At 68.2% G+C, this 24,586-nt stretch carries 27 protein-coding genes; 3 read left to right on the top strand and 24 right to left on the bottom strand.

Going from position 1 to position 24,586, the window contains the following annotated elements:
• Positions 1–15: 15 nt before the first annotated feature.
• The 16 genes from OM98_RS15280 to OM98_RS10265 form a co-directional block, all read right to left on the bottom strand.
• Complete coding sequence (locus tag OM98_RS15280) at positions 16–1,329, bottom strand: FAD-dependent oxidoreductase (RefSeq protein ID WP_083837762.1); 1,314 nt, start codon at positions 1,327–1,329, stop codon at positions 16–18.
• Entirely contained in the window at positions 1,283–1,441 is a 159-nt protein-coding gene (locus tag OM98_RS10190; RefSeq protein ID WP_342626430.1) for a hypothetical protein, read from the bottom strand. The genes OM98_RS15280 and OM98_RS10190 overlap by 47 nt, the downstream gene beginning before the upstream one ends.
• 144 nt (positions 1,442–1,585) lie before the next feature.
• Positions 1,586–3,802 (bottom strand): heavy metal translocating P-type ATPase, encoded by a 2,217-nt coding sequence (locus OM98_RS10195; RefSeq protein ID WP_139017729.1) that lies wholly within the window; start codon positions 3,800–3,802, stop codon positions 1,586–1,588.
• A 105-nt stretch (positions 3,803–3,907) separates the two neighbouring features.
• Complete coding sequence (locus tag OM98_RS10200; protein WP_245528765.1) at positions 3,908–4,654, bottom strand: Ig-like domain-containing protein; 747 nt, start codon at positions 4,652–4,654, stop codon at positions 3,908–3,910.
• Between the two features lie 200 nt (positions 4,655–4,854).
• The gene (locus OM98_RS10205; RefSeq protein WP_010534525.1) at positions 4,855–5,070 is read right to left on the bottom strand and encodes a heavy-metal-associated domain-containing protein; all 216 of its coding nucleotides are present in this window, start codon (positions 5,068–5,070) and stop codon (positions 4,855–4,857) included.
• A 124-nt stretch (positions 5,071–5,194) separates the two neighbouring features.
• Positions 5,195–5,440: a hypothetical protein gene (locus tag OM98_RS10210; RefSeq protein ID WP_010534526.1), complete on the bottom strand. Its 246-nt coding sequence runs from the start codon at positions 5,438–5,440 to the stop codon at positions 5,195–5,197.
• Positions 5,441–5,453: 13 nt separating this feature from the next.
• On the bottom strand, positions 5,454–6,875 hold the full coding sequence (locus OM98_RS10215) for an NADH-quinone oxidoreductase subunit N (protein WP_175285978.1): 1,422 nt from the start codon (positions 6,873–6,875) through the stop codon (positions 5,454–5,456).
• Between the two features lie 15 nt (positions 6,876–6,890).
• Positions 6,891–8,387 (bottom strand): complex I subunit 4 family protein, encoded by a 1,497-nt coding sequence (locus tag OM98_RS10220; protein WP_245528766.1) that lies wholly within the window; start codon positions 8,385–8,387, stop codon positions 6,891–6,893.
• A complete protein-coding gene (locus OM98_RS10225; protein WP_010534529.1) occupies positions 8,384–10,297 on the bottom strand; it encodes an NADH-quinone oxidoreductase subunit 5 family protein in 1,914 nt (637 codons plus the stop codon). Before OM98_RS10225 ends, OM98_RS10220 begins: the two co-directional genes overlap by 4 nt.
• The gene (locus tag OM98_RS10230) at positions 10,294–10,596 is read right to left on the bottom strand and encodes an NADH-quinone oxidoreductase subunit NuoK (protein WP_010534530.1); all 303 of its coding nucleotides are present in this window, start codon (positions 10,594–10,596) and stop codon (positions 10,294–10,296) included. The genes OM98_RS10225 and OM98_RS10230 overlap by 4 nt, the downstream gene beginning before the upstream one ends.
• Positions 10,593–11,156, bottom strand: coding sequence for an NADH-quinone oxidoreductase subunit J (locus tag OM98_RS10235; RefSeq protein ID WP_010534531.1), 564 nt, complete (start codon positions 11,154–11,156; stop codon positions 10,593–10,595). The genes OM98_RS10230 and OM98_RS10235 overlap by 4 nt, the downstream gene beginning before the upstream one ends.
• Before the next feature lie 3 nt (positions 11,157–11,159).
• Positions 11,160–12,095, bottom strand: coding sequence for a complex I subunit 1 family protein (locus OM98_RS10240; RefSeq protein ID WP_010534532.1), 936 nt, complete (start codon positions 12,093–12,095; stop codon positions 11,160–11,162).
• Entirely contained in the window at positions 12,088–13,344 is a 1,257-nt protein-coding gene (locus tag OM98_RS16000) for a hypothetical protein (protein ID WP_217491418.1), read from the bottom strand. The genes OM98_RS10240 and OM98_RS16000 overlap by 8 nt, the downstream gene beginning before the upstream one ends.
• Positions 13,335–13,679: an NADH-quinone oxidoreductase subunit A gene (locus OM98_RS10255; protein WP_010534535.1), complete on the bottom strand. Its 345-nt coding sequence runs from the start codon at positions 13,677–13,679 to the stop codon at positions 13,335–13,337. The genes OM98_RS16000 and OM98_RS10255 overlap by 10 nt, the downstream gene beginning before the upstream one ends.
• Positions 13,680–14,096: 417 nt before the next feature.
• Positions 14,097–15,611 carry a multicopper oxidase family protein gene (locus tag OM98_RS10260; RefSeq protein WP_010534536.1) on the bottom strand — a complete coding sequence of 505 codons (1,515 nt, stop codon included), beginning with the start codon at positions 15,609–15,611 and terminating at the stop codon, positions 14,097–14,099.
• Between the two features lie 31 nt (positions 15,612–15,642).
• Positions 15,643–15,879: an SHOCT domain-containing protein gene (locus OM98_RS10265; protein ID WP_010534537.1), complete on the bottom strand. Its 237-nt coding sequence runs from the start codon at positions 15,877–15,879 to the stop codon at positions 15,643–15,645.
• 161 nt (positions 15,880–16,040) lie between these two features.
• On the opposite strand from OM98_RS10265, the gene OM98_RS10270 reads away from it, so the two are divergent.
• Both OM98_RS10270 and OM98_RS10275 read left to right on the top strand, forming a co-directional pair.
• A complete protein-coding gene (locus OM98_RS10270; protein WP_029362809.1) occupies positions 16,041–16,754 on the top strand; it encodes a response regulator transcription factor in 714 nt (237 codons plus the stop codon).
• A gap of 67 nt (positions 16,755–16,821) precedes the next feature.
• Positions 16,822–17,892 carry a sensor histidine kinase gene (locus OM98_RS10275; RefSeq protein ID WP_050812675.1) on the top strand — a complete coding sequence of 357 codons (1,071 nt, stop codon included), beginning with the start codon at positions 16,822–16,824 and terminating at the stop codon, positions 17,890–17,892.
• Positions 17,893–17,926: 34 nt separating this feature from the next.
• Here OM98_RS10275 and OM98_RS10280 read toward each other — a convergent pair whose 3' ends face one another.
• The 4 genes from OM98_RS10280 to OM98_RS10295 are packed head-to-tail and all read right to left on the bottom strand — an operon-like array spanning position 17,927 to position 20,590.
• On the bottom strand, positions 17,927–18,694 hold the full coding sequence (locus OM98_RS10280) for a cytochrome c biogenesis CcdA family protein (protein ID WP_010534540.1): 768 nt from the start codon (positions 18,692–18,694) through the stop codon (positions 17,927–17,929).
• The gene (locus OM98_RS10285) at positions 18,694–19,317 is read right to left on the bottom strand and encodes a TlpA family protein disulfide reductase (RefSeq protein ID WP_010534541.1); all 624 of its coding nucleotides are present in this window, start codon (positions 19,315–19,317) and stop codon (positions 18,694–18,696) included. Before OM98_RS10285 ends, OM98_RS10280 begins: the two co-directional genes overlap by 1 nt.
• A gap of 35 nt (positions 19,318–19,352) precedes the next feature.
• Complete coding sequence (locus tag OM98_RS10290) at positions 19,353–20,006, bottom strand: CueP family metal-binding protein (RefSeq protein WP_245528767.1); 654 nt, start codon at positions 20,004–20,006, stop codon at positions 19,353–19,355.
• Positions 20,006–20,590: a YdhK family protein gene (locus OM98_RS10295; RefSeq protein ID WP_010534543.1), complete on the bottom strand. Its 585-nt coding sequence runs from the start codon at positions 20,588–20,590 to the stop codon at positions 20,006–20,008. The genes OM98_RS10290 and OM98_RS10295 overlap by 1 nt, the downstream gene beginning before the upstream one ends.
• A 221-nt stretch (positions 20,591–20,811) precedes the next feature.
• Between OM98_RS10295 and OM98_RS10300 the strand changes: the two genes are divergently transcribed.
• Entirely contained in the window at positions 20,812–21,222 is a 411-nt protein-coding gene (locus OM98_RS10300) for a four-helix bundle copper-binding protein (RefSeq protein WP_010534544.1), read from the top strand.
• 76 nt (positions 21,223–21,298) lie between these two features.
• Here OM98_RS10300 and OM98_RS10305 read toward each other — a convergent pair whose 3' ends face one another.
• From OM98_RS10305 to OM98_RS10320, 4 genes are all read right to left on the bottom strand, one after another.
• Positions 21,299–22,129: a C40 family peptidase gene (locus tag OM98_RS10305; protein WP_010534545.1), complete on the bottom strand. Its 831-nt coding sequence runs from the start codon at positions 22,127–22,129 to the stop codon at positions 21,299–21,301.
• Positions 22,130–22,521: 392 nt separating this feature from the next.
• Positions 22,522–22,839: a histone-like nucleoid-structuring protein Lsr2 gene (locus OM98_RS10310; protein ID WP_010534546.1), complete on the bottom strand. Its 318-nt coding sequence runs from the start codon at positions 22,837–22,839 to the stop codon at positions 22,522–22,524.
• 76 nt (positions 22,840–22,915) lie between these two features.
• Positions 22,916–23,437 carry a hypothetical protein gene (locus tag OM98_RS10315; protein ID WP_010534547.1) on the bottom strand — a complete coding sequence of 174 codons (522 nt, stop codon included), beginning with the start codon at positions 23,435–23,437 and terminating at the stop codon, positions 22,916–22,918.
• Between the two features lie 86 nt (positions 23,438–23,523).
• Positions 23,524–24,558, bottom strand: a complete 1,035-nt coding sequence (locus OM98_RS10320; protein ID WP_010534548.1) for an IS30 family transposase — start codon at positions 24,556–24,558, stop codon at positions 23,524–23,526.
• Positions 24,559–24,586: the final 28 nt, after the last annotated feature.

A 24,586-nucleotide genomic window follows, 5' to 3' on the forward strand; every position in this document is an offset into this window, starting at 1 on the left:
CGACACCATATACCCCTAGGGGGTATCTGTCGAGGGGGTGGATTCCGCTCTCGGCATCGACTCGATCGAGCTATGGAGTTCCGGCACGAGAGCCATCACCGCGGCGCCGGCGTCCAGGCCGCTGACGCCGATGAGCTGTCCCGCTCGCTCATGAGTGAGGACCAGGGGAACAATGGACGTGGTCTGCACGTTCTCGGAGTGGCTGGTGTGTCCCGCGGCGAGGTAGAGATGCTGGTGGATCTGTGCGCTGTAGAGGGCGCGCGGCCGGTAGATGCCCGGGGAGTCTGCGAGGCCGATCGAGGCCAGGAGGCTGCGGGCGGCGTGAACGCCCTGGGCCTCGGCATCGCTCCAGTGATCGATGCGCCAGGTCAGTCCGTCGGACTCGTGGACTGCGACACCTCCTGCGGCGTAGATGTGATCGTGGGTGCGACTGCGCAGGCGGTGATCCACGGCGATCGGACCGTTCCAGGGGGAGGGGCTGACCGCGATCGTGCCCAGAGCGGTGATGACCAGGTCCACCGTGGCCACGTGGCCATCGGAAAACTCCGCGCGCACCTCGTTCTTCTCGAGATCCAGGTGGGTCAACGTGTGACCGAAGCGGGTGGTGACGGCGCGGCGATGGGCGCGGGCGAGCTGTTCCGCGACCGCTGCGCCGAACGCGGTGATCCCGGGGACGGGGGATGAGGCGGCGAGAGTGACTTGGCACCCGGCATCGCGCAGTATCCCCGAGGTTTCGGCTCCGATCATTCCGGCCCCGTAAATAAGGACCCTTGGGGAGGTCGTAGCCGCGAGGGCGGCGCGCACACGAAGCGCATCGTCCAGCGAGTGCAGGTGCGTCATCCGAGCGCTGTCCACGGCTGCGGGGGCGGCGACGCCCGAAGGGAGGGGGCGTGGCGCGCTTCCTGTGGCCACGATGAGGGCGTCATAGTCCAGGCGGGCTCCGGAGCGCAGGTGGACGGTCTGCTCACGAGGATCGACCGCGCGGACGCTGTCGCGGACCACGCTGCCGGGCAGCGGCGGGAGCTGTGCCTGGTGGGTGTCGATGAGTCCGGTGGCGACGGCCTTGTTGACCAGCGTGCGGTTGTACGGGGCGATTTCCGCATCGATGATCGCCGTCGTGGTGATCTTTTCCTGCGGGGCGAGTTCCCGGACGGCGGCGGATCCCGCGGCACCGGCACCGATGACGAGAACGTGCGTCGTGGCGGACAGGGTGGAGCTCCGATCTGGACGGGGGAGGGGTGCACTGCCAGGCGGTGCACCCCTCCCGCTCGTGGGTGGTTGTTCAGGCGGCGACGTACTTCTGCGGGTCGGCGTCGAACAGGGGGCCACAGCCGGCGCAGCACAGCCAGTAGCGAGTGCCTTCGTAGTCGCGGAACAGGCCCGCGGCCTCGGCGACGCTCTTGATCACGGTCCGGCCCTCCATCACCGGGCAGATGGCCATGTCATCCGCCGTGGGGCCCATAAGGTTCGGGCGTCCTTCGGACTCCACGGGAGCGTGGGACGAATGACCGCCGCAGCAGTTGGAGTTCTGGTCGGTGGTGTCGTGCATAGTTTTCCTTCCATAGTGGTTTCGTGCGGGGAGGGGTCAGTTCTTCGCGATGGAGGTGAAGCCGCGCAGGCGCAGGCTGTTGCCCACGACGAAGACGCTGGAGAAGGCCATCGCGGCGCCGGCGAGCATGGGGTTGAGCATGCCGAGCGCGGCGATGGGGATCGCGGCCGTGTTGTAGGCGAAGGCCCAGAACAGGTTGGTTTTGATGGTCGAGAGGGTCTTGCGGGACAGGCGGATGGCATCGACGGCGCTGCGGAGGTCGCCTCGTACCAGGGTGATGTCGCTGGCCTCGATCGCGACGTCGGTGCCGGTGCCCATCGCCAGTCCCAGGTCGGCCTGGGCGAGGGCAGGTGCGTCATTGACGCCGTCGCCGACCATTGCGACGGTGCGGCCCTCGCGCTGGAGGCGGGAGACCACATCGACCTTCTCCGACGGTAGGACTTCGGCGATGACCTCGTCGATGCCGACCTCAGCGGCGATCTGGCGGGCCACGGCCTCGTTATCGCCGGTCAGCAGGACCGGGGTCAGACCCAGCGCCTTCATCGCGGTGACGGCCTCAGCGCTGGTGGGCTTGACCGTGTCGGCGACCACCAGGATTCCCCGGGCGATTCCGTCCCAGCCGATGGCGACGACGGTCTTGCCCTGTTCCTCGGCCTCCGCCTTGGCGGCGGCGACCGCGGGGCTCAGGGCCATCTGCGTCTCGGCGAGGAGGCTCTCTCGGCCGACGACGACAGCCCGTCCTTCGACGGTGCCGCGTACACCCTTGCCCTCGACGTTGGTGAAGTCCGAGAGTGTCGGGAGTTCGCCGACCTCCTGGGTGGCGCCCTTGGCGATCGCCTGGGCGATCGGGTGCTCGGAGGAGTCCTCAACGGCGCCGGCCAGTCGCAGCAGCTCGGCGCGATCGGTGCCTTCATCGGTGACGACATCGGTGAGGGTCATCTTGCCGGTGGTGACGGTGCCGGTCTTGTCCAGCACCACGGTGTCGACCTTGCGGGTGGATTCGAGCACCTCGGGTCCCTTGATGAGCACACCCATCTGGGCTCCGCGGCCGGTGCCCACCAGCAGCGCGGTCGGGGTCGCCAGACCCAGCGCGCAGGGGCAGGCGATCACGAGCACGGCGACGGCTGCAGTGAAGGCCGCGGTGACGGGGAACCCGGCGCCGAGCCACGCCCCGAGGGTCAGCGCGGCGACCAGGATGACGATCGGCACGAAGATCCCGGAGATGCGGTCGGCCAGGCGTTGGACCTCGGCCTTGCCGGTCTGGGCGTCCTCGACGAGCTTCGCCATCTGAGCCAGCTGGGTGTCGGAGCCGATGCGCGTGGCGCGGACCACGAGGCGTCCGCCGGCGTTGACGGTGGCGCCGGTGACGGCGTCCCCCTCACTCACCTCGACGGGAACCGACTCCCCGGTGAGCATGGAGGCGTCGACCGCGGAGGTGCCGGAGACGACGGTGCCGTCGGTGGCGATCTTCTCGCCGGGGCGGACGATGAAATCGTCACCCTCTACGAGATCGTCGATGGCGATCTTCTGCTCCTGGCCTCCGCGCAGCACGGAGACTTCTTTCGCGCCGAGCTCGAGCAGGGCGCGCAGTGCGGCGCCGGCCTGGCGCTTGGAGCGCTTCTCGAAGTAGCGGCCGGCCAGGATGAACATCGTGACGCCCGCGCCGACCTCGAGGTAGATGTTCGCCGCCCCGTCGGAGGGCGCGATCGTCAGCTCGAAGGGGTGAGTCATGCCTGGGGTGCCGGCGGTTCCGAAGAACAGTGCGTACAGGGACCACAGCAGGGCGGCGGAGGTGCCCATCGAGATGAGCGTGTCCATCGTGGCTGCGCCGTGCTTGAGGTTCGTCCAGGCCGCCTTGTGGAACGGCCAGGCGCCCCACACGATGACCGGGGCCGCGAGCGCGAGGGAGAGCCACTGCCAGTAGGGGAACTGAATGGCGGGGATCATCGCCATCGCGATGACCGGGACGGTCAGCGCGACCGCACCGATCAGCCGGTGGCGTAGCGAGGTCAGCTCCGGGTCGGAGTCCTCCTGATCGTCCCCAGGCGTGTTCGCTGAGTCCTTGCCGGTGGTGGGCTTGGGTAGCGCGGCGGTGTAGCCGGTCTTTTCGACTTCACTGACGAGCAGCTGCGGATCGTAGCCCTCTGGGGCCGTCACCTTGGCTTTCTCGGTGGCGTAGTTGACGGTCGCGGTGATGCCGTCGAGCTTGTTGAGTTTCCGCTCGATCCGGTTCGCGCAGGATGCGCATGTCATGCCGCCGATTTCCAGCTCGATGCCGGCCTCCGCGATGAGCGGTGCTTCGGTGTTCACTCCAGGTCCTTTCCGATCTGTTGCGACGGTCGATCCGGCCCGGAGGGGTCAGTGACCGTCCGGGTGCGCATCGGCGCTCTCGTTCTCGGTGCCCTGCTCCGCCTCGACGATGAACTGCGCGGTGTGCACCTCGCCATCGATCTGGAAGTCCAGATAGAGGTAGTAGCGGCCGGCCGTAGGGGCCTCCGCCATGAAGGAGATCTCCGGGCCGGAGGTCTCCCCGGCAGCCGGGTCCTCGCCCTCGGCGTGGACGTGGAGGTACTCCATATCGCCCTCGCGCAGGGCGACGAGATGGCCGAAGGCGCCGAGGTAGGGCTCCAAGGTGGTCACCGGAGCGCCGTCCTGGGTGACGCTCAGCGTGAGGTCGCTGGATGTCCCGGCAGTCAGCTCTCCGTCCAGAGTCACCTCGAACCCGTCGACCTCGTCCTTCGCGGAGAGGGGACGGTCGGTGACCGGCGTGAGTTCGCCGGCAACGTCAACGGTTCGCGACAGCGTCAGGGTGTCCTCGCCGTCGCCGGTGGGGGCGAAGTCGGCGTAGATCTTGTACGTACCGGCTTCCTCCCACTGCCAGGGCAGGGACCAGCTGCCGGTGGATGGGTCCAGCTCCGGGTGCACATGGCGGTACTGGGTGCCGTCGGTGCGGACCACGATCAGGTGCATCTCCTTCTCATGAGCCTCCTGATACTCCGTGACGGGGCTCCCGTCGGGCCCGGTGATCGTGTAGGCGAGCTCTCCGGCCTGCTCAGCGGACTGCGGAGCGGAGACCTTGGACAGCACGTATCCCTGCGATGACATCGATACTCCCTTCTGCGGTGCGGGCTCGGGCTGCGTATCCGCGCCTCCACCGTGGTCGGGATCGTCGTGCGATGTGTCGGCTGCTTGCGCTGACCATCGCTCGACGACCCGGTCCGGGACGACGGCGCCGGCTGCGACGAATGCGCCGCCGAAGGTCACTGCGACCGCGGCGCCGTAGGCGATCAGTCGTCCCGCGGCATTCATCGGGTCTTGACCGCCGAGTAGCCGGCATCCTCGACCGCGGTGAGGACCTGTGCGTCATCGAGGGGCTCCTCGGAGGTGACGACGAGGCGGCCCGTCTGGGCGCTGACCTGAATGTCAGTCACCCCGGAGAGCTCACCGACCTCCTCGCGGACGGACATCTCGCAGTGCCCACAGGTCATTCCGGTCACCTGGTACTCGTTCGTCGTCGTCATGGTCGTGCTCCTCTCAATTTGTATACCCCTATGGGGTATCTTTCCGGGATTGAGGCTATACCCCCTCCCGGTATCACGCAAGCTCTGTGGCTGCGAGTGCCGGGCATCGGCTCGCCGGCTCCACTCACCGCACGGATTCCTCGGAGGACCTCGATTCGGACGCGGACTCACCGGTGGGTCGGATATGGCGCAACCGCGTAGCGGCAACGAGTGCGGCGAGAGCGGCGATGACGGCGGAGACCATGCCGGCGGTGTTCAGCCCGCTGGTGAACGCCGGCTGCGCTGCTGTAGTCAGAGACGAGCCCACCGCATCCGGCAGCTGCGGGTCAGACGCGAGGATCACGCCGATGGAAGCGATGGCGACGTCCATGCCGACGCCGTCGTTAGAACAGCAGGGGTCCTTCCAGAGCCGCCCACAGGAAACCGGCCAGGATGCCGAGCCCCAGGCTCGCGGTGGCAGCCACCCCGGCGGTGGCTGCCGGCCAGGTGGCCGTTCCGCCCGGGCCGGGGAAGTTAGCGCCGTTATCGGTAGGACGGGCGAACGCGGGCGCGAACCAGCGCAGGTAGTAGAACAGGCTGAGCACGCTGTTGAGCATCACGACCAGCGCCAACCAGCCGTGCCCGCCGTCCCAGGCGGCGGTGGCGGTGGTGAGCTTGCCGACGAACACGGCCAGCGGTGGGGTGCCCACCAGGCCCAGCAGCGCCACGAGCAGAGCCAGGGCCAGCCCGGGGCGGGACCGGGCCAGACCTCGGTAGTCACTCAGCTCGCGGTGGTGGGGCAGCGCTGCGGTGACGGCGAAGGCGGCGACATTGGCAAGGGCATAGGCGGCGAGGTAGAACAAGAATGAGGGCAGTGCCAGCCCACTGCGCCCCGCCGCGGCCACCGGGACGAGCAGGAACCCGACCTGGGCCACGGTCGACCAGCCCAGCAGCCGGCGGGGATCGGTCTGCCAGTATGCGGCAAGGTTGCCCACGACCATGGAGGTCGTGGCCAGCACGCCTGCGACGACCAGCCAGGAGCCGTCGCCTTCGGAGATCGTGGCCACGAATCGGTAGACGGCTACCAGCGCTCCGATCTTGGGGACCGTGGTCAGGAACGTCGCGGCGGTGCCGCCGGTGCCCTGTGCGGCGTCGGGTATCCAGAAGTGCAGGGGCACGCCGCCGGCCTTGAACAGCAACCCGGCGAGCACGCCCAGCACGCCGACCCCCACGGCTGCGGCCGGGGCCCCGGGCAGCGCGTCCCGCAGCAGGGCGTAGTCGGTGCCCCCGGCCACGGCGTAGAGCACGGTGACCCCGAGCATGAGCAGGATTCCGGACAACGCGCCCATGAGGTAGGTCTTCATCGCCGCTTCGGCCCCGGACCGGCCGCCGGTCAGGCCGACAATCCCATACAAGGGGATGCTGACCAGCAGGAATCCGGCCACGAGCACGAGCAGGTCGGTGGTTCCGGCCAGCACCATCACCCCGGTGGTGGCGAAGAGCAGCAGCGCGTAGGTGTCGGACTCTCGCGGCGAGCCGGCGAGTTCCCCGGAGGCCACCCCGAGGACCAACAGGGTCGTCAGGGCCGCGATTATCCGGGCGGCTCCGGTGGCGACGTCCACAGCGAAGGTGCCCGAGAACGCGCTCTGTTCGGGGCCGGCCATCGCCACGGCTGCGGCGACCGTGGCACCGAGCAGGGCGACCGCGGCCACGGCGCGGGCGATCCACTGCCGCTGACGGGGCAGGAACGAGCCGCCCAGCAGCACCACCAGACCGCCGACGAAGACGAGGATCTCCGGCAGCAGCAGGGCGGGCCGCATCTGCATCGAGGCCTCCACCGGCTACCTCCCGACCAAGGAGACCAGGGCCGCGGAGGCCGGCTCGATCACCTCGAGCAGAACTCGAGGCAGCACCCCGATGAGCACGGAGAGGGCCAGCAGCGGACCGACCGACCACAGCTCCCGGACGCGCAGATCCGCGAACCCGGGCGATCGGCCCTCCGTGGGGCCGGTGAACACTTGCTGCAGCGCCCGCAGGAACAGGGCGGCCGTGACCAGGATGCCCGGCAGGGCGATGGCGGTGACCGGGGCGACCGCGATGCTGCCGGCGAAGATTTGGAACTCGGCGATGAAGCCGGAGAACCCGGGCAGGCCCAGGGAGGCGAAGGCCCCGACCGCGAACAGCGCCGCATACCGCGGCGCGGGACCGGCCAGGCCTCCGTAGGAACCCATGTCATAGGTGCCGGCCCGATCCTGCATCACCCCCGCCAGCAGGAACAGCGCGGCGGTGATCAACCCGTGGCTGACCATCTGCACCACCGCACCGGTGACCGCCACCGAGCGGGCCTGCTCGGCACCCTCGGCGACCAGACCCGCCGCACCCAGGGCCAGGACGATGTAGCCCATATGGTTGACGGAGGTGTAGGCGACCATCCGCTTGAGGTCCGTCTGGGCCAGCGCCACGAACGCTCCGTACAGCACCGAGACGATACCGATCGCCACGATCGCCCAGGCCCAGGACCGCCACGCCTCCGGGAGCATCGGCATGGCGATGCGCACGAACCCGTAGGTCCCCATCTTCAGCAACACCGCAGCCAGCACGGCCGAACCGGTCGCCGGGGCGTCGGTGTGGGCTGGCGGCAACCAGGTATGGAAGGGAACGGTGGGGGTCTTCACCGCGAGACCGACTACGATCGCCGCCAGCACCAGCCCCCCGGTCAGCGGGCTGTCATCGAGCGGGGTGGCCGCGACAAGCTCAGGGATGTCGAAGGTGTGCGGTGCGGCGGCCACGTAGAGCCCGATAAAGCCCAGCAGCAGGGCCAGTGATCCCAGAAACGTGTAGAGGAAGAACTTCAGGGCCGAGCGGGCAGCGTTGCCATGGCCCCATCCGGCGATCACGAAGTACATGCCCACGATCGAGAGGTCGAAGAACACGAAGAACAGGATGAGGTCGGCTGCCACGAACACCCCCAGACTCACGCCCTGCAGGAACAGGAACAGGGCCGCCTGAATCCGGGGCCGGTCGGGCTGGCGCAGGGCGTAGACGGCACAGGCCAGGAACACGATCGTCGTCATGGCCACCAGCGGTAACGAGAGACCATCCACGCCCACGTGATAGCTGCTGTTCACCCCCGGGATCCACGGCACCTGCTGCTCGTACGCCAGTGCGTTCTGCCCCGGGTCCTCATAACCGACCCACAGCACTCCGACGAGCACCAGCTCGACCGCGCTCACGGCGACCCAGGCCCAGCGGGCGACCGCGGGGCCGATCGTCGGCATCGCCGCCAGGACGATGGCGCCGGCCAGGGGCAGGAAAACGATCAGGCTCAGCATGCTCATCCCATCACGGCATAGACGAACCAGGCCACGACGCCGATCGTGAGGACCGCGACGGCCTGGAGGAAGTACTGGTGGATGGCTCCGGTCTGCGGGATCCGGGCCAGATGCCCGAGCCGGCGGACCCTACCGGCGAGGATCTCCACCCCACGGTCCACCCCGTCGTCATCGACCCTCGCCGCCAGCTGACCGGTCACGTCGGCGGCGTGCGCGGTGGCGTCGACCCCGCCGTCGAGAATCCGGTCGTCGGCACGGGCGGCGATCCGCGCTAGCACAGGCACCGCCCCGGCGGCGGCCATCACGGTGCGGTCCAGGACGTGGTCATCGAACCGAGCCAGGGCGTGCGCCAGGGACAGGGACGGGCGGACGACGACGGCATGCGCGATCCTCTCCAGCCCCAGCCACTCACGGGCCCATCTCGGCTCGGGGGCGCGTAGCCGCAGCAAAAGCAGCAGCACGGCGGCCGCGATCACGGCCGAGAGAGCCAGCTCGACGGCCGAGACCTCGCCGTGCCCGCCCAGTGTCTGGGCGAGGGCCCGGCTGAGCGGGGGCAGAGCCAGCACGACGAGCCCGGCCGCGCCGGCGGCCAGCACGACCAGCGGCGCCTGCTCCAGGGCCCCCACCTGGCCGGTGCCGCCCGCACGGACTCCCGCGCCGTCCCCGCGGCGCCAGATCGCCCACAGGGCCTTGCCGGCATAGGCGGCCGACAGGGCGGACGCCAGCAACCCGGCGGCGTAGAGCCACGGGGAGGCCTCGAGCGCAGCAGCCAGCACGGCGTCCTTGGTCGCCCACAGGGACAGCGGGGCGATCCCCGCCAGGGCCAGCGCCCCCACGCTCGCGCAGACCCCGACAACCCGCCACCGACGCCCCACTCCGCGTAGTCTCGCGAGATCTTCGGTGCCCCACGCTGTCAGCCACGCCCCGGCAGCCAGGAAGAGCAGGGCCTTGGTGGAGGCGTGCGCCACCAGATGGGCCGCGCCGCCACTGACCGCGCCGACACCGGCAGCGAGAACGACGAACCCCAGCTGGGCGACCGTGGAGGCCGCCAGGAGCTGTTTGAGCTCCCGCTGGGCCAGCGCCACGATGCCCATCAGCACCGCGGTGAGCATCCCGAGCCAGGCGGCCACTGGCCCGGCCCACCCGGTCGCAGCCAACAACGGCTCCACGCGCAGCAGCAGGAAGCCGCCCATGGCCACCATCGCCGCTGAGTGCAGCAGCGCGCTCACCGGGCTGGGACCCTGCATCGCCCCGGAGAGCCAGAACGAGAAGGGCAGCTGTGCGGCCTTCCCCAGTGCAGCGACCATGATCCCGGCCGCGACGACGTGGCGCCACGGGTCCGTCGCGGCCGGGAGGTCGGACAGCGCCATGCCTGCTCCGCCGGCCAGGGCGGCGCCGGCGGCGACGTAGAGGCCCAGGTCGGCGGTGCGGGTGGTGAGGAAGGCGGTGAGCCCCGCCGAGACCCGGCGCGGTTCCCGCCACCAGAACCCGATCAGGGCGTAGGAGGTCGCGCCCATCACCTCCCAGGCGAACAGCAGCGCCGGGATGCTGGCGGCGGAGGCCGTGACCAAGGCTGCGGCGGAGAAGATCAGCATCAGCCCGTGGAAGCGGGCCCGGGACTCCCGGATGCTCCCGGCCGCGAAGACCAGCACCAGGAAGGCCACCGCGGCGATCATCGGTGCGGTCAGCGCCGCAAGGGCATCCACCTCCAGTGCGAAGTCGGCGCCGGCCAGGAACGGGGCCGACAGCGCCGGCCGGGCCAGGGCGACGACTGCCGCCAGTGCTGTGGTGAGTCCAGCGGTGGCCACCGCGATCGGTGTCGCAACGCGTTCCCACCGGCGGGTCAGGGCCAGCGCGGCGCCCATGCTCCCCGGGAGCAGCACCATGGCGAGCAACGCGCCCTCGGCCCCGGTCATCGGGACAGCTCCTCGGCCATGTCCGTCATGTCGGTCTGGCGCCGGCGGTGCAGCAGCGTGGCCACGGCGAAGCCCATGGCCATCTCCACGGTCATCGCCGCCAGCACCACCAGCAGCAGCACCTGCCCGGAGGGGTCCGGGGCCAGGAACCACCAGAATCCGGCGGCGGCCAGCAGAACCCCGTTGATCATCAGCTCCAGGCCCATCATCACCATCACCACCACCTGCTGGGACAGCGCTCCGTAGAGGCCTACCGCGAACAGCGCGGCGGCCACCACCAGCACGGCTTCCAGGGTCATCGGCCCACACCCCCCGGCTGGGGATCGTCGGCCGGGCGGCGGCGTAGGTCGTCACCGAATCGGTCGTAGCGGGTGCGATGAGCGGCCAGCACCACCCCGGACACGATGGTTGCCACCAGGACCGCGCCCACCACGACCATGACCAGCATCTTCTCGCCCATGATCTCCAAGCCGATCGCGTGCGTGAGGTCCTCGGGCGGGGCGCCGCGTCGCTCCGGCCAGGGGATGAGCAGGGCGCCGGCAGCCAGCATCCCGAAAACGCCGGACGAGGCGCCGATCGCCGTCTTCTTCCCGTGGGTCATGTCCATCGGCATCAGCGCCGGGTTCATGCCCATGAACATCACCATGTAGACGGCCATCACCGCCATCTCCATCACCATCATCAAGATCGTGATGACCCCGAGATAGCTCTGCTGTAAGAGGAGGATCTGCACTCCCACGGCGATGAACGACAGCGCTAGGGCGTAGGTGGCCCGGGCCATGGAGTCCACCACGAACACGGCTACGCCCGCGGCCACGGCCACCACGGCGAGTACCCAGAACACGATTGTGACCAGCACGGTTCAGCCCTTCCCGACGACGATGAGAGACACGACCAGGTCCTGGAGCACGGCCGCTGGAAGCAGGATCATCCACCCGATCTCCATGAACCGGTCCGGTCGGAGCATCGGCAGCTTCCGCCGCAGCCACACCAGCACGGTCAGCACCGCCACGGTCTTCACCAGCGACCATGCCCAGCCCGGCAGCACGGGCCCGGCGCCCCCGCCCAGGAACAGCGGTACCGCGAAGGCCGCCCCGGCAGCCAACAACGCATAGCGCCCGGCCAGGAAAACGAGGCGGTCCACCCCGGAGAGTTCGCTCAGCACACCACCGGCAATGTCCGCGGAAAGGGCCGGGGCGAACGGGCCCCACACCGAGAACCCGGTGACACCGATCAGATAGACCAGGAACGCCACCGGCATCCACACCACGAACCACAGGCCCTCCTGCGCGGCAGCCACCTCTCCGACGCGAAGACTGCCAGCCGCGATCGCCGGGGCCACCAGTGCAAACATCAAGGGGAGCTCGTAAGCCAGCCCATGGGCAAGGAACCGGTAGCCACCCACCAGGCTGTGCGTCGAATTTGCGCCCCACCCGGCCAACCACACCAGGGCCCAGACCATGACGTCCACGGCGTTGAACCACACCACCCCCACGTCCAGGTCCGCCAGCGTCCAGCGCCCCAACGGAATCACCGCGACCATTGCGAACGCCCCGACCAGCAGACCTGCGCCACCGATCCGCCACAGCAGCGTGTCCGCGGCCACGGTGGTCCGGCGCCGCTGCCGCAGCAGCCGTGCGGTGCGGGCCACGGGCGCCACCCAGCCACCGGAGGCGCCGTGGGCGCGAGCGGACAATGCCGCCTCCAGAGCAACAGCGAAGAACGCGAGGCCACCCAGAATGATGGCTGCCAGTACGGCCCATCCGGCAGAAACGGTCGTCACCAGGGACTCAGACATGCCTCGTCTCCTGGACGGCTGGGAACGGAACAAGATCCAAGCTCGCCACCGCCAGCCGCACAGAGGCCACTTCCAACCCTGTCACCAGGTGCGGCACTATCGCCCAAGGCACCACGCCCCCGTCGATCGGCTCCACGGGCTCCTCGTTGCGTGTCTCGGCCCGGATCACGTCGAGGCTCCACAGCAACCGGTCGTGGGCGTCCCCGAGACAACGGCTCGGCAAGCCATGACGCTCTAGATCAGCGGAGGTGAGAGGCAGAACGCTCCGCAGAGACCAGCGCAGCAGCCGCGATTTCCGCACTGTGCGGTACAACCGCTCAACGGCGTCCTGGGCAGCATCTTGTTCGCCCTGCAACAGAGTGTCCCGGGCATGGCGGGCACGGGCTGCCGCGTCGTCCGCCCCCGCAAGTGCCAGCAACGCCAGGGCATTGTCGCACCGCACCGCCGCGGACACGGGCATGGGGCCGGGACGCTTCGCCTGCTCCGGAGTCCCGTAGCCCCCGTTATCGATCACAGCTGCCTCGGCGTCGACCACGACATCGCCCTGCAACGAGCAGCGAAGGACCAGCCCTGCCGGCCAGAACGGCAAGACAGGTCCCAACGGCAGTTGCAGGACATCCATCTCCAGACCGTCACGGTCTTCCCCGCCCTGGGCCAACGGAATGCCCCCCGGAGCCATGTCCATTCCGCCGTGGCCGCCATGACCCTCGTGGCTCTCGTGGCCGCCATGACCCTCGTGGCCGCCATGGCCGTCGTGGTTCTCGTGGCCCGCCTGGTCATGTTCCATCTCGCCATGGTCTGGGTTCCTCATACCGGGGTGTTCTTCGTGGGGCGTCCCGTCGTGCTCACCATGGTCGAGGTCCCCGTCGTCCATGTCGTTGGAGTCGTCAGAAAGCTGAGGTTCCTGCAGTCGGCCCTGCGCATCTGCTCTATGACGGGGAGTGTCGAGAAGGAGGTCTGCGGCGGTGCGTAGAGCCGATGCCACAGCGTCGGGCGAGCTGATGCTGGTGCGTACCCGCGGACCGGGCATCTGCTCCCAGATGAGGTCCACCAGTTCCGCCAGTTCAGGGCCGGGCACGCCGCACACCGCAAGGACGTCCGCATCGGCTGGGGTCCACGCCCGTCGCCATCCACGGCGCAGCATCTGATGTTCGAGCTCCACACGTGTCGACCACTGGCCCGGCGGCTCGACAACGAGGACGTGGGCAGCACGGACGGCGAGTCCGGCGAGGAGTTCGTTCAGACCCATCGAAACGCCCCTTCCCGCCAAGCCCAGGCCACAGCGACAAGCAGAGCGCCGAGAAAGAGGAACATCTCGACGACTGCGGAGAGCCCCTTCTCAATCACGACCACGGCCCAGGGGTACATGAACAGCATCTCGACGTCGAAGGCCAGGAAGATGATGGACGCAAGATACCAACGCACGTGGAAGCGCGATAGGGCGTGCTCCTGGGGCACCCATCCAGATTGGGCAGGCAACGAGGTCAACGGATCGACGTGAACCGTCAAGACACGATGCGCCGCGAACAGCGCCACGAGGGTCAGCATCGCCACCAAGGCCATGGCCACAATCCCGAAATACATCACGATCAGACCTTTCGGCAGGGCGGGGCATAGAGCTCTGGGCTCCATGATAGGGAGGAACCCACCGTAGCGAGATCTTCCCTCTCACTCTGAATCATCTGACTGAACCGGCCTCCTCGACTGCGCCGAGGACCGTGGTGTCGTCGATTTCGTTCTCGGAGGTGACGACGAGGCGAACCGTCTGGGCGCTCACCTGGAGGTCGGTCACCTCGGTGAGCCCCCGACAACGTCGGAGGGTCTCCCCTGGCGGGGAACAACGGGAAGGCACGCTCCATGCGGGCCTTCCGGCGAGCAGGTTGGTCGCTGGCACACGTCTGTTCGTGAACGCCGCGGACGATGAGGTGACGGTCGGTCGAATCGATCGCAGTGACGCAGCCGGTCTCACCGTGGCGCCCTCGGGGGCGTGGCCGTACGGCGTCAGGGCGCGTAGTCGATCCCTGTCATCATGCCGACTTCCTGGTGGTACGCGTTGTGGCAGTGCGCTGCCCACCGGCCCGGATTGTCCGCATCGAAGTCGAGGGCGAACGATTCCATGGGCGCCATCATCACCGTGTCCTTCCGGAGCCCCGACGGCAGGGCGAAGGTATGCCCGTGGATGTGGAGGGGGTGGCTCATCATCGTCTGGTTGGTCGCGAGGATGCGCGCACGCTGTCCCTCGCGGATGCTGAGTGGCGTGTTCTGCCCGTAGGGGGCGCCGTTGATGGCCCATTGGTACGGCCGCATCGAGCCTTGGAATGCGAGCTCGAGTTCGGTGTCGACGGCGCGGTCCTCGAGTCGCGAGGCTTCGGCCGGTTCCAGAGTGGATCCGATGAGGACCTCCCCGTCGAGCTCTCTGACCTGGACGTCCGGAGCGGGCGCTTCCCCGGCACCGGTCTTCAGCACGGCGAGCCCTTGGCCGCCGCTGGGTTTCCCGACGGGACGGGCCACCAGAGGGAACATGCCGTCCTTCACGGTGACCACCACGTCGTACCGTTCGCCCATGCCGAGGTAGAGCGCCTTGGCGGTGACCGGTTCGACGGGGAATCCATCCGAGTGGGTGACGGAGAGGTCGTGGTCGCCGAGCGCGAGAGCGAAGATGGTGTCGGCGGAGGCGTTGATCATGCGGATGCGCACGCGCTGGCCGGGCTTCGCGTCGAAGATCTGCGGTGCTTCGGGGATCCGGCCGTTGATGAGGAAGTGGGGGTAGGCCACGTCACCGGCGTCTCCCCAGGGTGCGTTCCCCATCGGCATGCCGCCGTGATCCATGCCTCCGGATCCACCGTCGGCGGTGTCGTCGCCCATGGGCATGTTGCCGTGTTCCATGCCGCCGGTATCTGAGGGCCCGGCGCTGGTCAGCGCGGCCAGGACCTCATCGGGGGTCTGCCCGGTCCCATCGATCCAGTCATCGAGGGTCACGATCCATTCCGCGTCGTAGTCCCCGGGTTCGTCGGGGTCGTCGATGATCAGTGGGGCGTAGAGCCCGCGGTCGAGTTGCAATCCGACGTGGGAGTGGAGGAAGTAAGTGCCGGGGTCGGGGGCGACGAACTCGTAGCTGAAAGAGGTGTCCGGCTCGACCGGGTCCTGAGTCATTCCGGGCACCCCGTCGGCTGCGTTGTGCAGTCGGATGCCGTGCCAGTGGATCGTGGAGGCCTCCGGCAGCCGGTTCTCGAGCGTGATGCGCAGGAGGTCGCCGGCTGTGGCGCGGATCAGCGGCCCGGGGAGGGACTCGCCGTATGCCCAGGTCGAGACCGTCTTCCCTCCGAGGTCCACCGTCGTCGGCGCCGCGGTGAGGGTCTGGGTGACGACGTTCTGACCGGCCTTCGGCGTCAGGGCAGGAGGCGGCGCGAAGGTCCCCGCCTCAGTCGGGGTGGTGCGGTTGCCGCAGGCCGCGAGCGTCAGCGCTGCCGCACCGAGACCTCCGGTGAACACAGTGCGGCGGGAAATACTCTTCACAGGTGCAGTCCTTCTAGAGCGAGGGGCGGTGTCATGGCCGACAGGCGTCCAAGACCAGTCGTCGTCGTTGCTCGAACTCATCGGCCGTGATCTCTCCTCGAGCCAGGCGCAGCGAGAGTTCCCCGATCGCCTCGTTCTCGTCCCGAGCGCGTCGGGGGCGCCCGGGCAACACGGTGCGTGCCAGCAGCAGCGCCGAGGCCCAGAGGAGAACGAGGAGACCGGCGACCATCGCCCACATCAGCCACGACATCGCATCGGTCGGCATCATCGAGCAGCTCCCTTGGTCGAGTACGTACGCGACACGGTCCCCACCAGGTTCCCCCGGGGCGGGGGAAGATCTCGTCGAGAGTTCCTCAAGATCTGGTCCAGATAGTCCGCCTGCACTTCCGTAGACGCGCGGGGTCCAGGAACGGAGACCAGACTGGAGCCATGAGGAGCGAAGCGGATCGAACGGCAGCGATGGTTCTCGTCGTCGAGGACGAAGCGGCGCTGTCGGACGTCGTCCAGGCGTATCTCGTGAAGGCCGGCTACGCGACTGCGAGCGCGCGGAGCGGTCCAGAGGCGGTGGAGATGGCCCGTGCCCTGGCGCCGGACGTGATCGTCCTCGATCTCGGCCTGCCTGGTTTAGATGGCTTGGAGGTGATGCGCAGGATCCGCACTTTCTCGGACTGCTACGTGCTGATCACGACGGCGCGATCCGAGGAGGTGGACCGCCTGGTGGGGCTGTCGGTGGGGGCGGATGACTACCTCACCAAGCCGTTCAGCGTGCGTGAGCTCGTCGCCCGGGTCCAGGCCGTGCTGCGGCGGCCTCGCGCCGAATCCGGGACGGCGTCTTCGGACACAGTGCGCACGTACGGAGAGCTCGAGATCGACACGGCTGCGCAGGAAGTACGACTCGCTGGCCGGCCACTGCCGCTGACCCCCACCGAGAGGGGGCTCCTGATGACCCTGGCGCTCAGTCCTGGCCAGGCCTTCAGCCGCAGACAGCTGATGGAGGCCGTCTGGGGCGACAGCTGGATCGGGGATGACCATCTCGTCGATGTGCACATCGCCAACCTCCGCCGGAAGCTCGACGAGTCGGCTGAGTCCGCACGGTTCATCACCACGGTGCGCGGTATCGGATACCGGATGGGGAAGGGATGAGCTCGTGACCGCCCCCAGTACCTCTGTTCGAACGGTCCGGCCTAGCACCAGCTTGGCCTCGCGCCTGATGATCGGCCAGCTCATCGTGCTGCTCGCCGGCGCACTCACCATCACGACGCTGACGGTGATCATCGGGCCCGCCGTCTTCCACTACCACCTGCTCCAGACCGACCTCCCCGTGGGCAGTGCCGAACTCGTCCACATCGAACGCGCCTACCGCGACGCGCTCGCACTTGCCCTCGGAGTCGGACTGGTGGTCTCCCTCCTGGCCGCGGGACTGGTCACCTGGAACTTGGCACGACGACTCCGCCAGACGCTTCACGGCCTCACCTCGGCTGTCGATGAACTGTCCCGAGGCCACTACTCCACACGCGTGCCCTCCGTCGGAGCCGGGACCGAGCTGGATTCTCTGGCCGCCACGCTCAACGACATGGCTGCACGCCTGGATGCTGTCGAAGAGACCCGACGTCAACTGCTCGCCGACCTCGCGCATGAGCTGCGCACCCCGATCGCCACCCTCTCCGCGCATCACGAGGCCATGGCCGACGGCGTCATCGAAGCCGATGCGGCCATGCCCATCCTCGCCGGCCAGACCGTGCGACTGTCGCGGTTGGCCGACGACATCAGTGAGGTGTCCCGGGCCGAGGAGGGCCAGCTCCCGGTACAGCTGCACCCCCTCGCCGTCGATGACTTGCTGGCATCAGCACTCCAGGAATGGGAGGAACGGTTTGAGACAGCGGGTGTGGCATTACGACGAGAAGTCGCCCTGCCCCACTCCGTGACGATCCACGCAGATCCCGACCGCCTCGCTCAAGTGCTCGGGAACCTACTGAGCAATGCTCTGCGGCACACGTCACCCAGAGGCACAGTCACGGTCTCGGCAGCCACCCACGGCAGCACGGTGGAGATCGCGGTAGCGGATGACGGCGAAGGGTTCACCGCTGAGGACCGGTCTCGCCTGTTCGAACGCTTCTTCCGCGCCGACAGCTCCCGCACCCGTGAGAACTCCGGCTCAGGCATCGGCCTGACGATCAGTCGAGCCCTGGTCGATGCGCACGGCGGGACCATGGCCGCGGCCAGTGAGGGCTCAGGGCGGGGAGCCACCTTCACCATCCGGTTGCCCCGAGCAATCGTCTGACCGCTGAGCCGGCCGCGTACGGCGGGCTCAGCGATCAGACGATCGTGGTGAAGTTGCCGATCCGCACCTGGAGCAGTGCCATCCACTGCTCCCACACTCCGGAGACCAGCAGGAGTCCGATGGCGATGAGCACGGAGCCGCCAACGATCTGGAGCGTGCGGCGATGCCGGGACAGCACTCTGGAGATTCCGAGGGCGCGCCGGAACACGAGAGCGAAGAGGATGAACGGGATCCCGAGCCCGATCGCATAGCCGAAAGCCAGGAGAGCGCCGCGGCTCGCGGATGCCTCCCCGAGGCTGAGTGCGGCGACCGCGGCGAACGTCGGCCCGATGCACGGGGTCCAGGAGAAGCCGAACGTGATCCCGAGCAGCGGGGCGCCGGCGAGTCCGGCATCGGGGCGCTTCCGGATCCTTTTCACACCGGAGAGGCGGGGGAAGATTCCCACGAACACCAGGCCCATGAGGATGACCAGCACCCCGGAGATCCGATTGATCGCGCTCGTGTACTGGATCACCAATGACCCGAGTGCACCGACGAATCCGCCGATGACCAGGAACACCGCCGTGAAGCCCGCGACGAACAGCACAGCGCCGGTGACCAGGCGCCATGGCCGTTCCCCGGGATCGCCGGTGCGGGGCGGCCCGGCGCTTCCTCCGGTGAGCCCAGTGATGTATCCGAGGTAGCCGGGGACCACCGGAAGCACGCACGGCGAGAGGAACGCGACCAGACCGGCCACCATCGACAGCAGCAGGGCTGCGGCCAGGGGTCCGCTCAGCACGGTGGTGGCGAACAGTTCACCCATCAGGCGGCCTCCGCTAGCACGGCATCCAAGAGGCTCTCTAGGGTGCTCTGATCGGCTGCGCCCGCGATCCGGGCGGCTACTCGTCCTTCAGCATCGAGGATCAAAGTCGTGGGGACGGCGTTGGGCGAGACGCTGCCGTCCATGGACGCGATCACCGCGCCGTCGGTGTCGGGGATCGAGGGGTAGGTGATGCCGAAGGTCTCCTCGAACGCGGCGGCCGGCCCGGCCTTGTCGCGCGTGTTCACGCCCACGAACTCCACTCCCAGGGCGCTGTACTCGGAGTGCACGGCCTTCAGCGCCGGTGCTTCGACCCGGCACGGCGGACACGACGCATACCAGACGTTGATCAGCAAGGGTGCACCGCGCAGCGCCGTGGAGTCGAAGTCGTCGCCGTCGTAGGTGGTTCCCCGAATCTCCAGAGGATCGGCGCGACCCTCCGGGGGGATCTCGACGACAACCCCATCACCGGAGACGTACCCGGCGTTCGCCTCGCTCGCGGCATCCGAGGAACCGCTGCACGCCGCAAGAAGGGGCGCGAGGACGAGCAGGCTCCCGCCCAGCCGCAACGTGGTCCGCCGGTTCGGACCGGGCCGGGCCCCGCTCCGCGCAGCAGGGCTGACCATCGAGTGCCCGAAGACGGGGCGTATGCTTCGTCTGCTCATGTCAGCTGGAGACTGGTCAGACAGGTCAGATCATCCTCCGCCTGGGTCGAGATGGACGCGGTCCCCGTGTAGTCCTCGAGGGTGCACGTGAGGTCCGCGGTGATCCCGCGCGGCAGCCAGAAACCGATGAACCCGTTGTCATGTGTGGTGCGAGTGCCCTCCTCGAGGATCTCGCCCGAGCTGCTGTCGACCACGCTCACGGAGATCTCGCGGCTGCGCAGCTCCCCGCGGCACGTCGTCAGACTGTGGAACGCGCACTCGTGCGTGGTCTCCACGAACGGGGCCACCGACAGGTAGAACTGATCCTGCGGAAGGGGCAGCTCGGCCTCGCGCCCTGCATCGTCTCGGAGCTGCAGAGACGTCGCAGTGACGCTGGCGATCAGATCCTGCGGTCGCTCAGCCACCGGGAGCGCCTCGAGACGGTCGATGATCTCGTGCGCGTCCGCGTCGGCGAAGCCATGTTCCCGGAGCAGCTCCTGATCACCCGTGACGGATGCGGGCTCGGACCCGCCGGTCCCGCAACCGGCGACCACGAGCGGGAACAGGACGGCACCGATCACGAGCGATCGCCGGGGCAGCCGCACGGTACGACGACGGGGCCCACCCCCGGAGGAGGCGCGCGGGCCTCGAAGGTACGACGGGGTGGTCATCACGCAGGCTCGATCTCGCTCTCGACGACCCACTTGTGGTTCGTCATCATCATCCCGTCGGCCTCGTAATCGACCATGTACACGGTCTCCTCGGTGGCACTGTCGATGGTGGCCTCAGCACCCTCCATCCCGGTCATGTGATCGGCGGTGATGACCACCTCGGTGCCCTCTGCCAGCGGTGCCTCGCCCGGGTTCTCGAGCTCCTCGTGAACGACCCACTTGTGGTCAGTGACCGGCTCACCGCCATCGGTCGGCGTGAAGCTGACCGAGTAGGTCGTGGTGTCGAAGGCACCGGAGATCGTCGCCGTCGCCCCCTCCATGCCCTCCATGTGGTCCGCCGTGAGTGTCACTTCCGTGCCGACCGGGAACTCGGGATCCTCCGCAGACGCCATACCTTCGGGCGCTGGGCCGCCATCCATCGGGTGCTCCATGCCCCCGTTGCCACCACCATCGGACGCCTCCGATGCCTCGGACCCACCCGATGTCTGACCGTCGTCAGACCCGTTGTCGGTGCAGCCGGCAAACACAATCGCACCGGTGACGACGACGGCCGCGAGGCGACCGAAAGAACGACGAGAACGCATAATCTCTCCTAGTCAGAGGACACTTTGCACCAGCCTATGCGCCCCAGGTCAAGGTCTCCTCAAGGTCAGATCTTGACTTCTTGAGCACCGCGCTGACCAGTCGGCCCGCATTGCCTCCGAACGTACGGTCTACTCGCTTCCGTCCTACGGGGCGCCCTGGCTATCGTCGTCGAGGCGGGCTGGTATCCGCCGGGCCGTTCGGAACGAGAAGGAGCAGGATCATGACCCATCACGTCGCATCAATGCTTCAGACCTACCCGAAGGACCTCGGCACCATCGACCAGCAGAAGCTCGCCGCATGCATCGAGGCCTGCTTCGAGTGCGCCCAGACCTGCACAGCCTGCGCGGACGCCTGCTTGGCCGAGGACATGGTGGCGGAGTTGACCCAGTGCATCCGCCGGAACCAGGACTGCGCCGACGTCTGCGAAGCCACCGGACGCGTCCTGTCCCGTCAGACGGGCGAGAACATCGCCCTCAACCGTGCTCTACTCGAGGCGTGTCAGGCGGCGTGCCGGTCCTGCGCCGAGGAGTGCGAGAAGCACGCTGAAATGCACAAGCACTGCAAGGTCTGCGCGGACGCCTGTCGCCGCTGCGAGCAGGCCTGTGCAGAGCTGTTGGCCTCGATCAGCTGATACCGCTGCCTCTGCACGCAAAGGGAGCCCCGACCGTTGGTCGGGGCTCCCTCTGCGCGGGCGTTGCGACCTGCGGTCAGCGGAAGGTGACGAAGGTCGGCGAACCCCAGATGGTCCGCTCGGTGACGGCGCCCGGGGTGCGCCCCGCGTCGATGACCGTGTCGCCACCGGCGTAGATCCCGAGGTGGCCGGGCCACACCACGAGGTCGCCGGGCTGGGCCTCGGACTTCGAGATCGTGGTTCCAGCCGCAACCTGCTGCGACGAGGTGCGGGGCAGGTCGATACCGGCCTGCTTGTACGCGTACGAGCTCAGGCCCGAGCAGTCGAAGCTGACGCCCGGCTTGGAGGTGCCCCACGAGTAGGAGGCCCCGATCTGGCTGCGCGCGGCGTCGACGATCGCCTGCCCCGAGCTGCTCGTGGAGGAAGCGGGGGCAGGAGCAGACGTCCCGCCGCCCGAGGTCGATGCGCCGCCGTTCAGTGCGCCGCGCGTCTCGGGGCCCACGATGCCGTCGATCTTCAGGCCATGCGAGCGCTGGAAGTCCTTCACGGCCCCATGGGTGAGCGGGCCGAACTTGCCATCGACCGCCAGCGAGGCACCGTGTTCGTTCAGTGCCGTCTGGAGCTGCTCGACCGACGAGCCCTGCGATCCCCACCGCAGCTTCTCGGCCGCAAGCGCGGATGCCGCATGTGCCGGGGCCGGCGCCGCCGGCGCAGCAGCCTGTGCAGAAATGGCAGGTGCGGCGGGCGACGCGGCGGGGGCGGCCTGAGCCGGGCCCGCGGCGAAAGCGGATCCGAGGAGGACCGTGCCGAGGACAGCGGCACCGCCGGTGCCCCGCAACGCGCGGCCAGCGGTCCCGACAGGCGTGACTGCTCGGCCGAAGGCGCGGTGGGTGTTGTTATGGGCCATGTTTCTACTCCGTAGGTTTCCCTCCTCGAGACGGGAGGGAGTCGATGACTTCGTCAGTGCCGCAGCGACGGCAGAGCGACCAGTGAAGCGCCAGCTCATTTCGTGGGCAGTGAAACCAACGTACGGGCTGGTTCGGCGGTTCTACGGAGGCATGGGGTGCCCTGCTTGAAGATTTAACCGCGGCTTTGCGCACGCCCTCCTGATACCCCCGGAGGGTAGGCCGGGCCTTTACCTGTACGGTCGAAAGGATGACGCGAGAGATCGAACGCATTCTCAAGATTGTCTTAAGGCAGCGCTGCACTCATCAGCGGACCCGTGCTGCAAGACGTGCGCGGACGCACCACGGCCCGGCACCATCCAGGTGTGCCGGGCCGAGTGAGGACCGTGCGGAGTCAGTTCGCCTTGGCGTAGGCCTCACGGACATCGGCGCGAATGCGACCCCGCTCCGAGACCTCGTAACCGTTCGCGACCGCCCACTGGCGGATCTTCGCGGCGTCGCCGCCGGTGCTGGCACCGGTGCCGCGCTGCGCACGACCACCAGTGCGCCGCGCCATAACGGTCCACTTCTCCATCTCGGAGCGTAGCTGACGAGTGTTGTCCTCGTTCAGGTCGATCTCGTACGAGACGCCGTCCAGCCCAAACGTCACCGTGTTCGTTGCATCCGAACCATCGATATCGTCAACGAGCAGAACCTGGGTCTTGCGAGCCATTGTGACCTCCAGTGATTAGAGTGATTGCGCGGACAGTGTAGGCACACTTCCCTTGAGGAGTCGTGCATATTGGCGTTCAGTCGGCGTTTCGGTAGTCCGCGAACTGTCGGCGAGAGATCGCGAGGATTTCATTGAGATGTGATCCGATCTCGCGGCGGCTGGCCGGCTCAGTCACGCCGAGCTCTGCGACCAGCTCCTTTCGCGTAGGGAACTCTCCCTCGCAGTGATGCGCGAAGAACACCCGCGCCACGCTCGCCATAGGGACCGGCTGACGCTTCGGCGCGCGAAGACGCGTAGCCTCTCGTTCGGCGTCTCTCCGCGCGCATTCGGCCACGATCGACCGAATCCGTGCAGTGCGCTCAGACGCCCCCTCATCCGGTACATCCGTCCAGGCCAGACGATCCTCACCGAACAGAGACGGATCCTCCAACGGGATCGACCTAAGGCTGCCGAGACCCCGGATCGTGATCAGGACGGACTGCCGCGCGGCGTCCTTTCGAGTCGCGTACATGCGGGTGTTGTGGAAGTCGACGAGTTCGGCATCGGAGGGGGTGCGTGCATGCTCGGCCTCGAAGAGTTCACGGGAACGTTTCACCATCTTCGCCCGACGATCGTGAGAGCTGTCGCCCGGGACCTCGGCAGTTCCGTTCAGTAGACCTTTTCGTCGGTCTTCACGGGGCGATGTCAAGGCGTCGAAGCAACATGGGGCTCGCCGGCGAGCAGTCGAGCGAATGCCTCGGTGGGCGTGAGATAGCCCAGTCGGCGGCGGGGTCGATTGTTGATCTCCTCGGCGATGGTGGTGAGGTAGGGCTGGTGCTCGGGGATCACCGTGCCCTTGGGCAGATACTCCCGGTAGAGCCGGTTCGTGTTCTCGTTGCTGGGCCTCTGCCAGGGCGAGTGGGGATCGGCGAAGTAGACCGGCATCGCCGTGGCCAGGGAGACCTTCGCGTGCTGGGCCATCTCGCTGCCCTGGTCCCACGCCAACGATGCCTTCATCATCTCGGGCAGGTCGTTGAAAAACTCGATGACCGCGTCAGCGGTTGGCTCGGCGTGTTTCGAGGGCAGGGCCAGCAGCCCGGTGAACCCGCTCATCCGCTCCACCAGCGTCGCCGCGCACGAGGTGCCGTTCTTCCCGATGATCAGATCACCCTCCCAGTGCCCCGGCACCCGACGCTGGGCGGCGTCCTCACCTCGCTCCGCGATCGGGACCATACCTACGATTGGGCCACCGCGCGTCCGCCCGGTCGTACGTGGTCGGCGCTTGGTCCGCTTGGACTGCAGGAAGATGCCCTTGCGGGCGAGCTCACCCTTCGGGATTGCGTAGATGTACTGGTAGATAGCCTCACCGGAGACGGTTCGGCCGCGTGCGTCAGGAGAGTTCGCCATGCGTTCAACGGTCGGGTCTGTCGCCTCCAGACGCAACCGGCCCGCTATCTCGTTCGGCGTCCACGACGCGGCCAGATCCGCCTCCACCCTCGCCTGCAGCACCGGATCCCCCGCGACCTTCCGCTGCTGCGGGCGAGCCCGCCGACGCTGCGCTCTGACGTCTGCGGTCACGGCCTGGTAGCCGCGGGTCTTCGTCGAGTTCCGGTGAAGCTCCCGCAAGATCACCGACGGGCAACGCCCCAGGTGACGGGCGATCCTCCGCACCGACCAGCCCGCTTTCGAGGCCGTCGAGATCTCCGACCTGTCACTGAACGACAACCCCACCCGCGCCATCCGCACACTCCACCGATCAGACCCCCGC

Origin of the sequence: Brachybacterium squillarum M-6-3 (assembly GCF_000225825.1) — a bacterium.
GTDB classification, from domain to species: domain Bacteria; phylum Actinomycetota; class Actinomycetes; order Actinomycetales; family Dermabacteraceae; genus Brachybacterium; species Brachybacterium squillarum.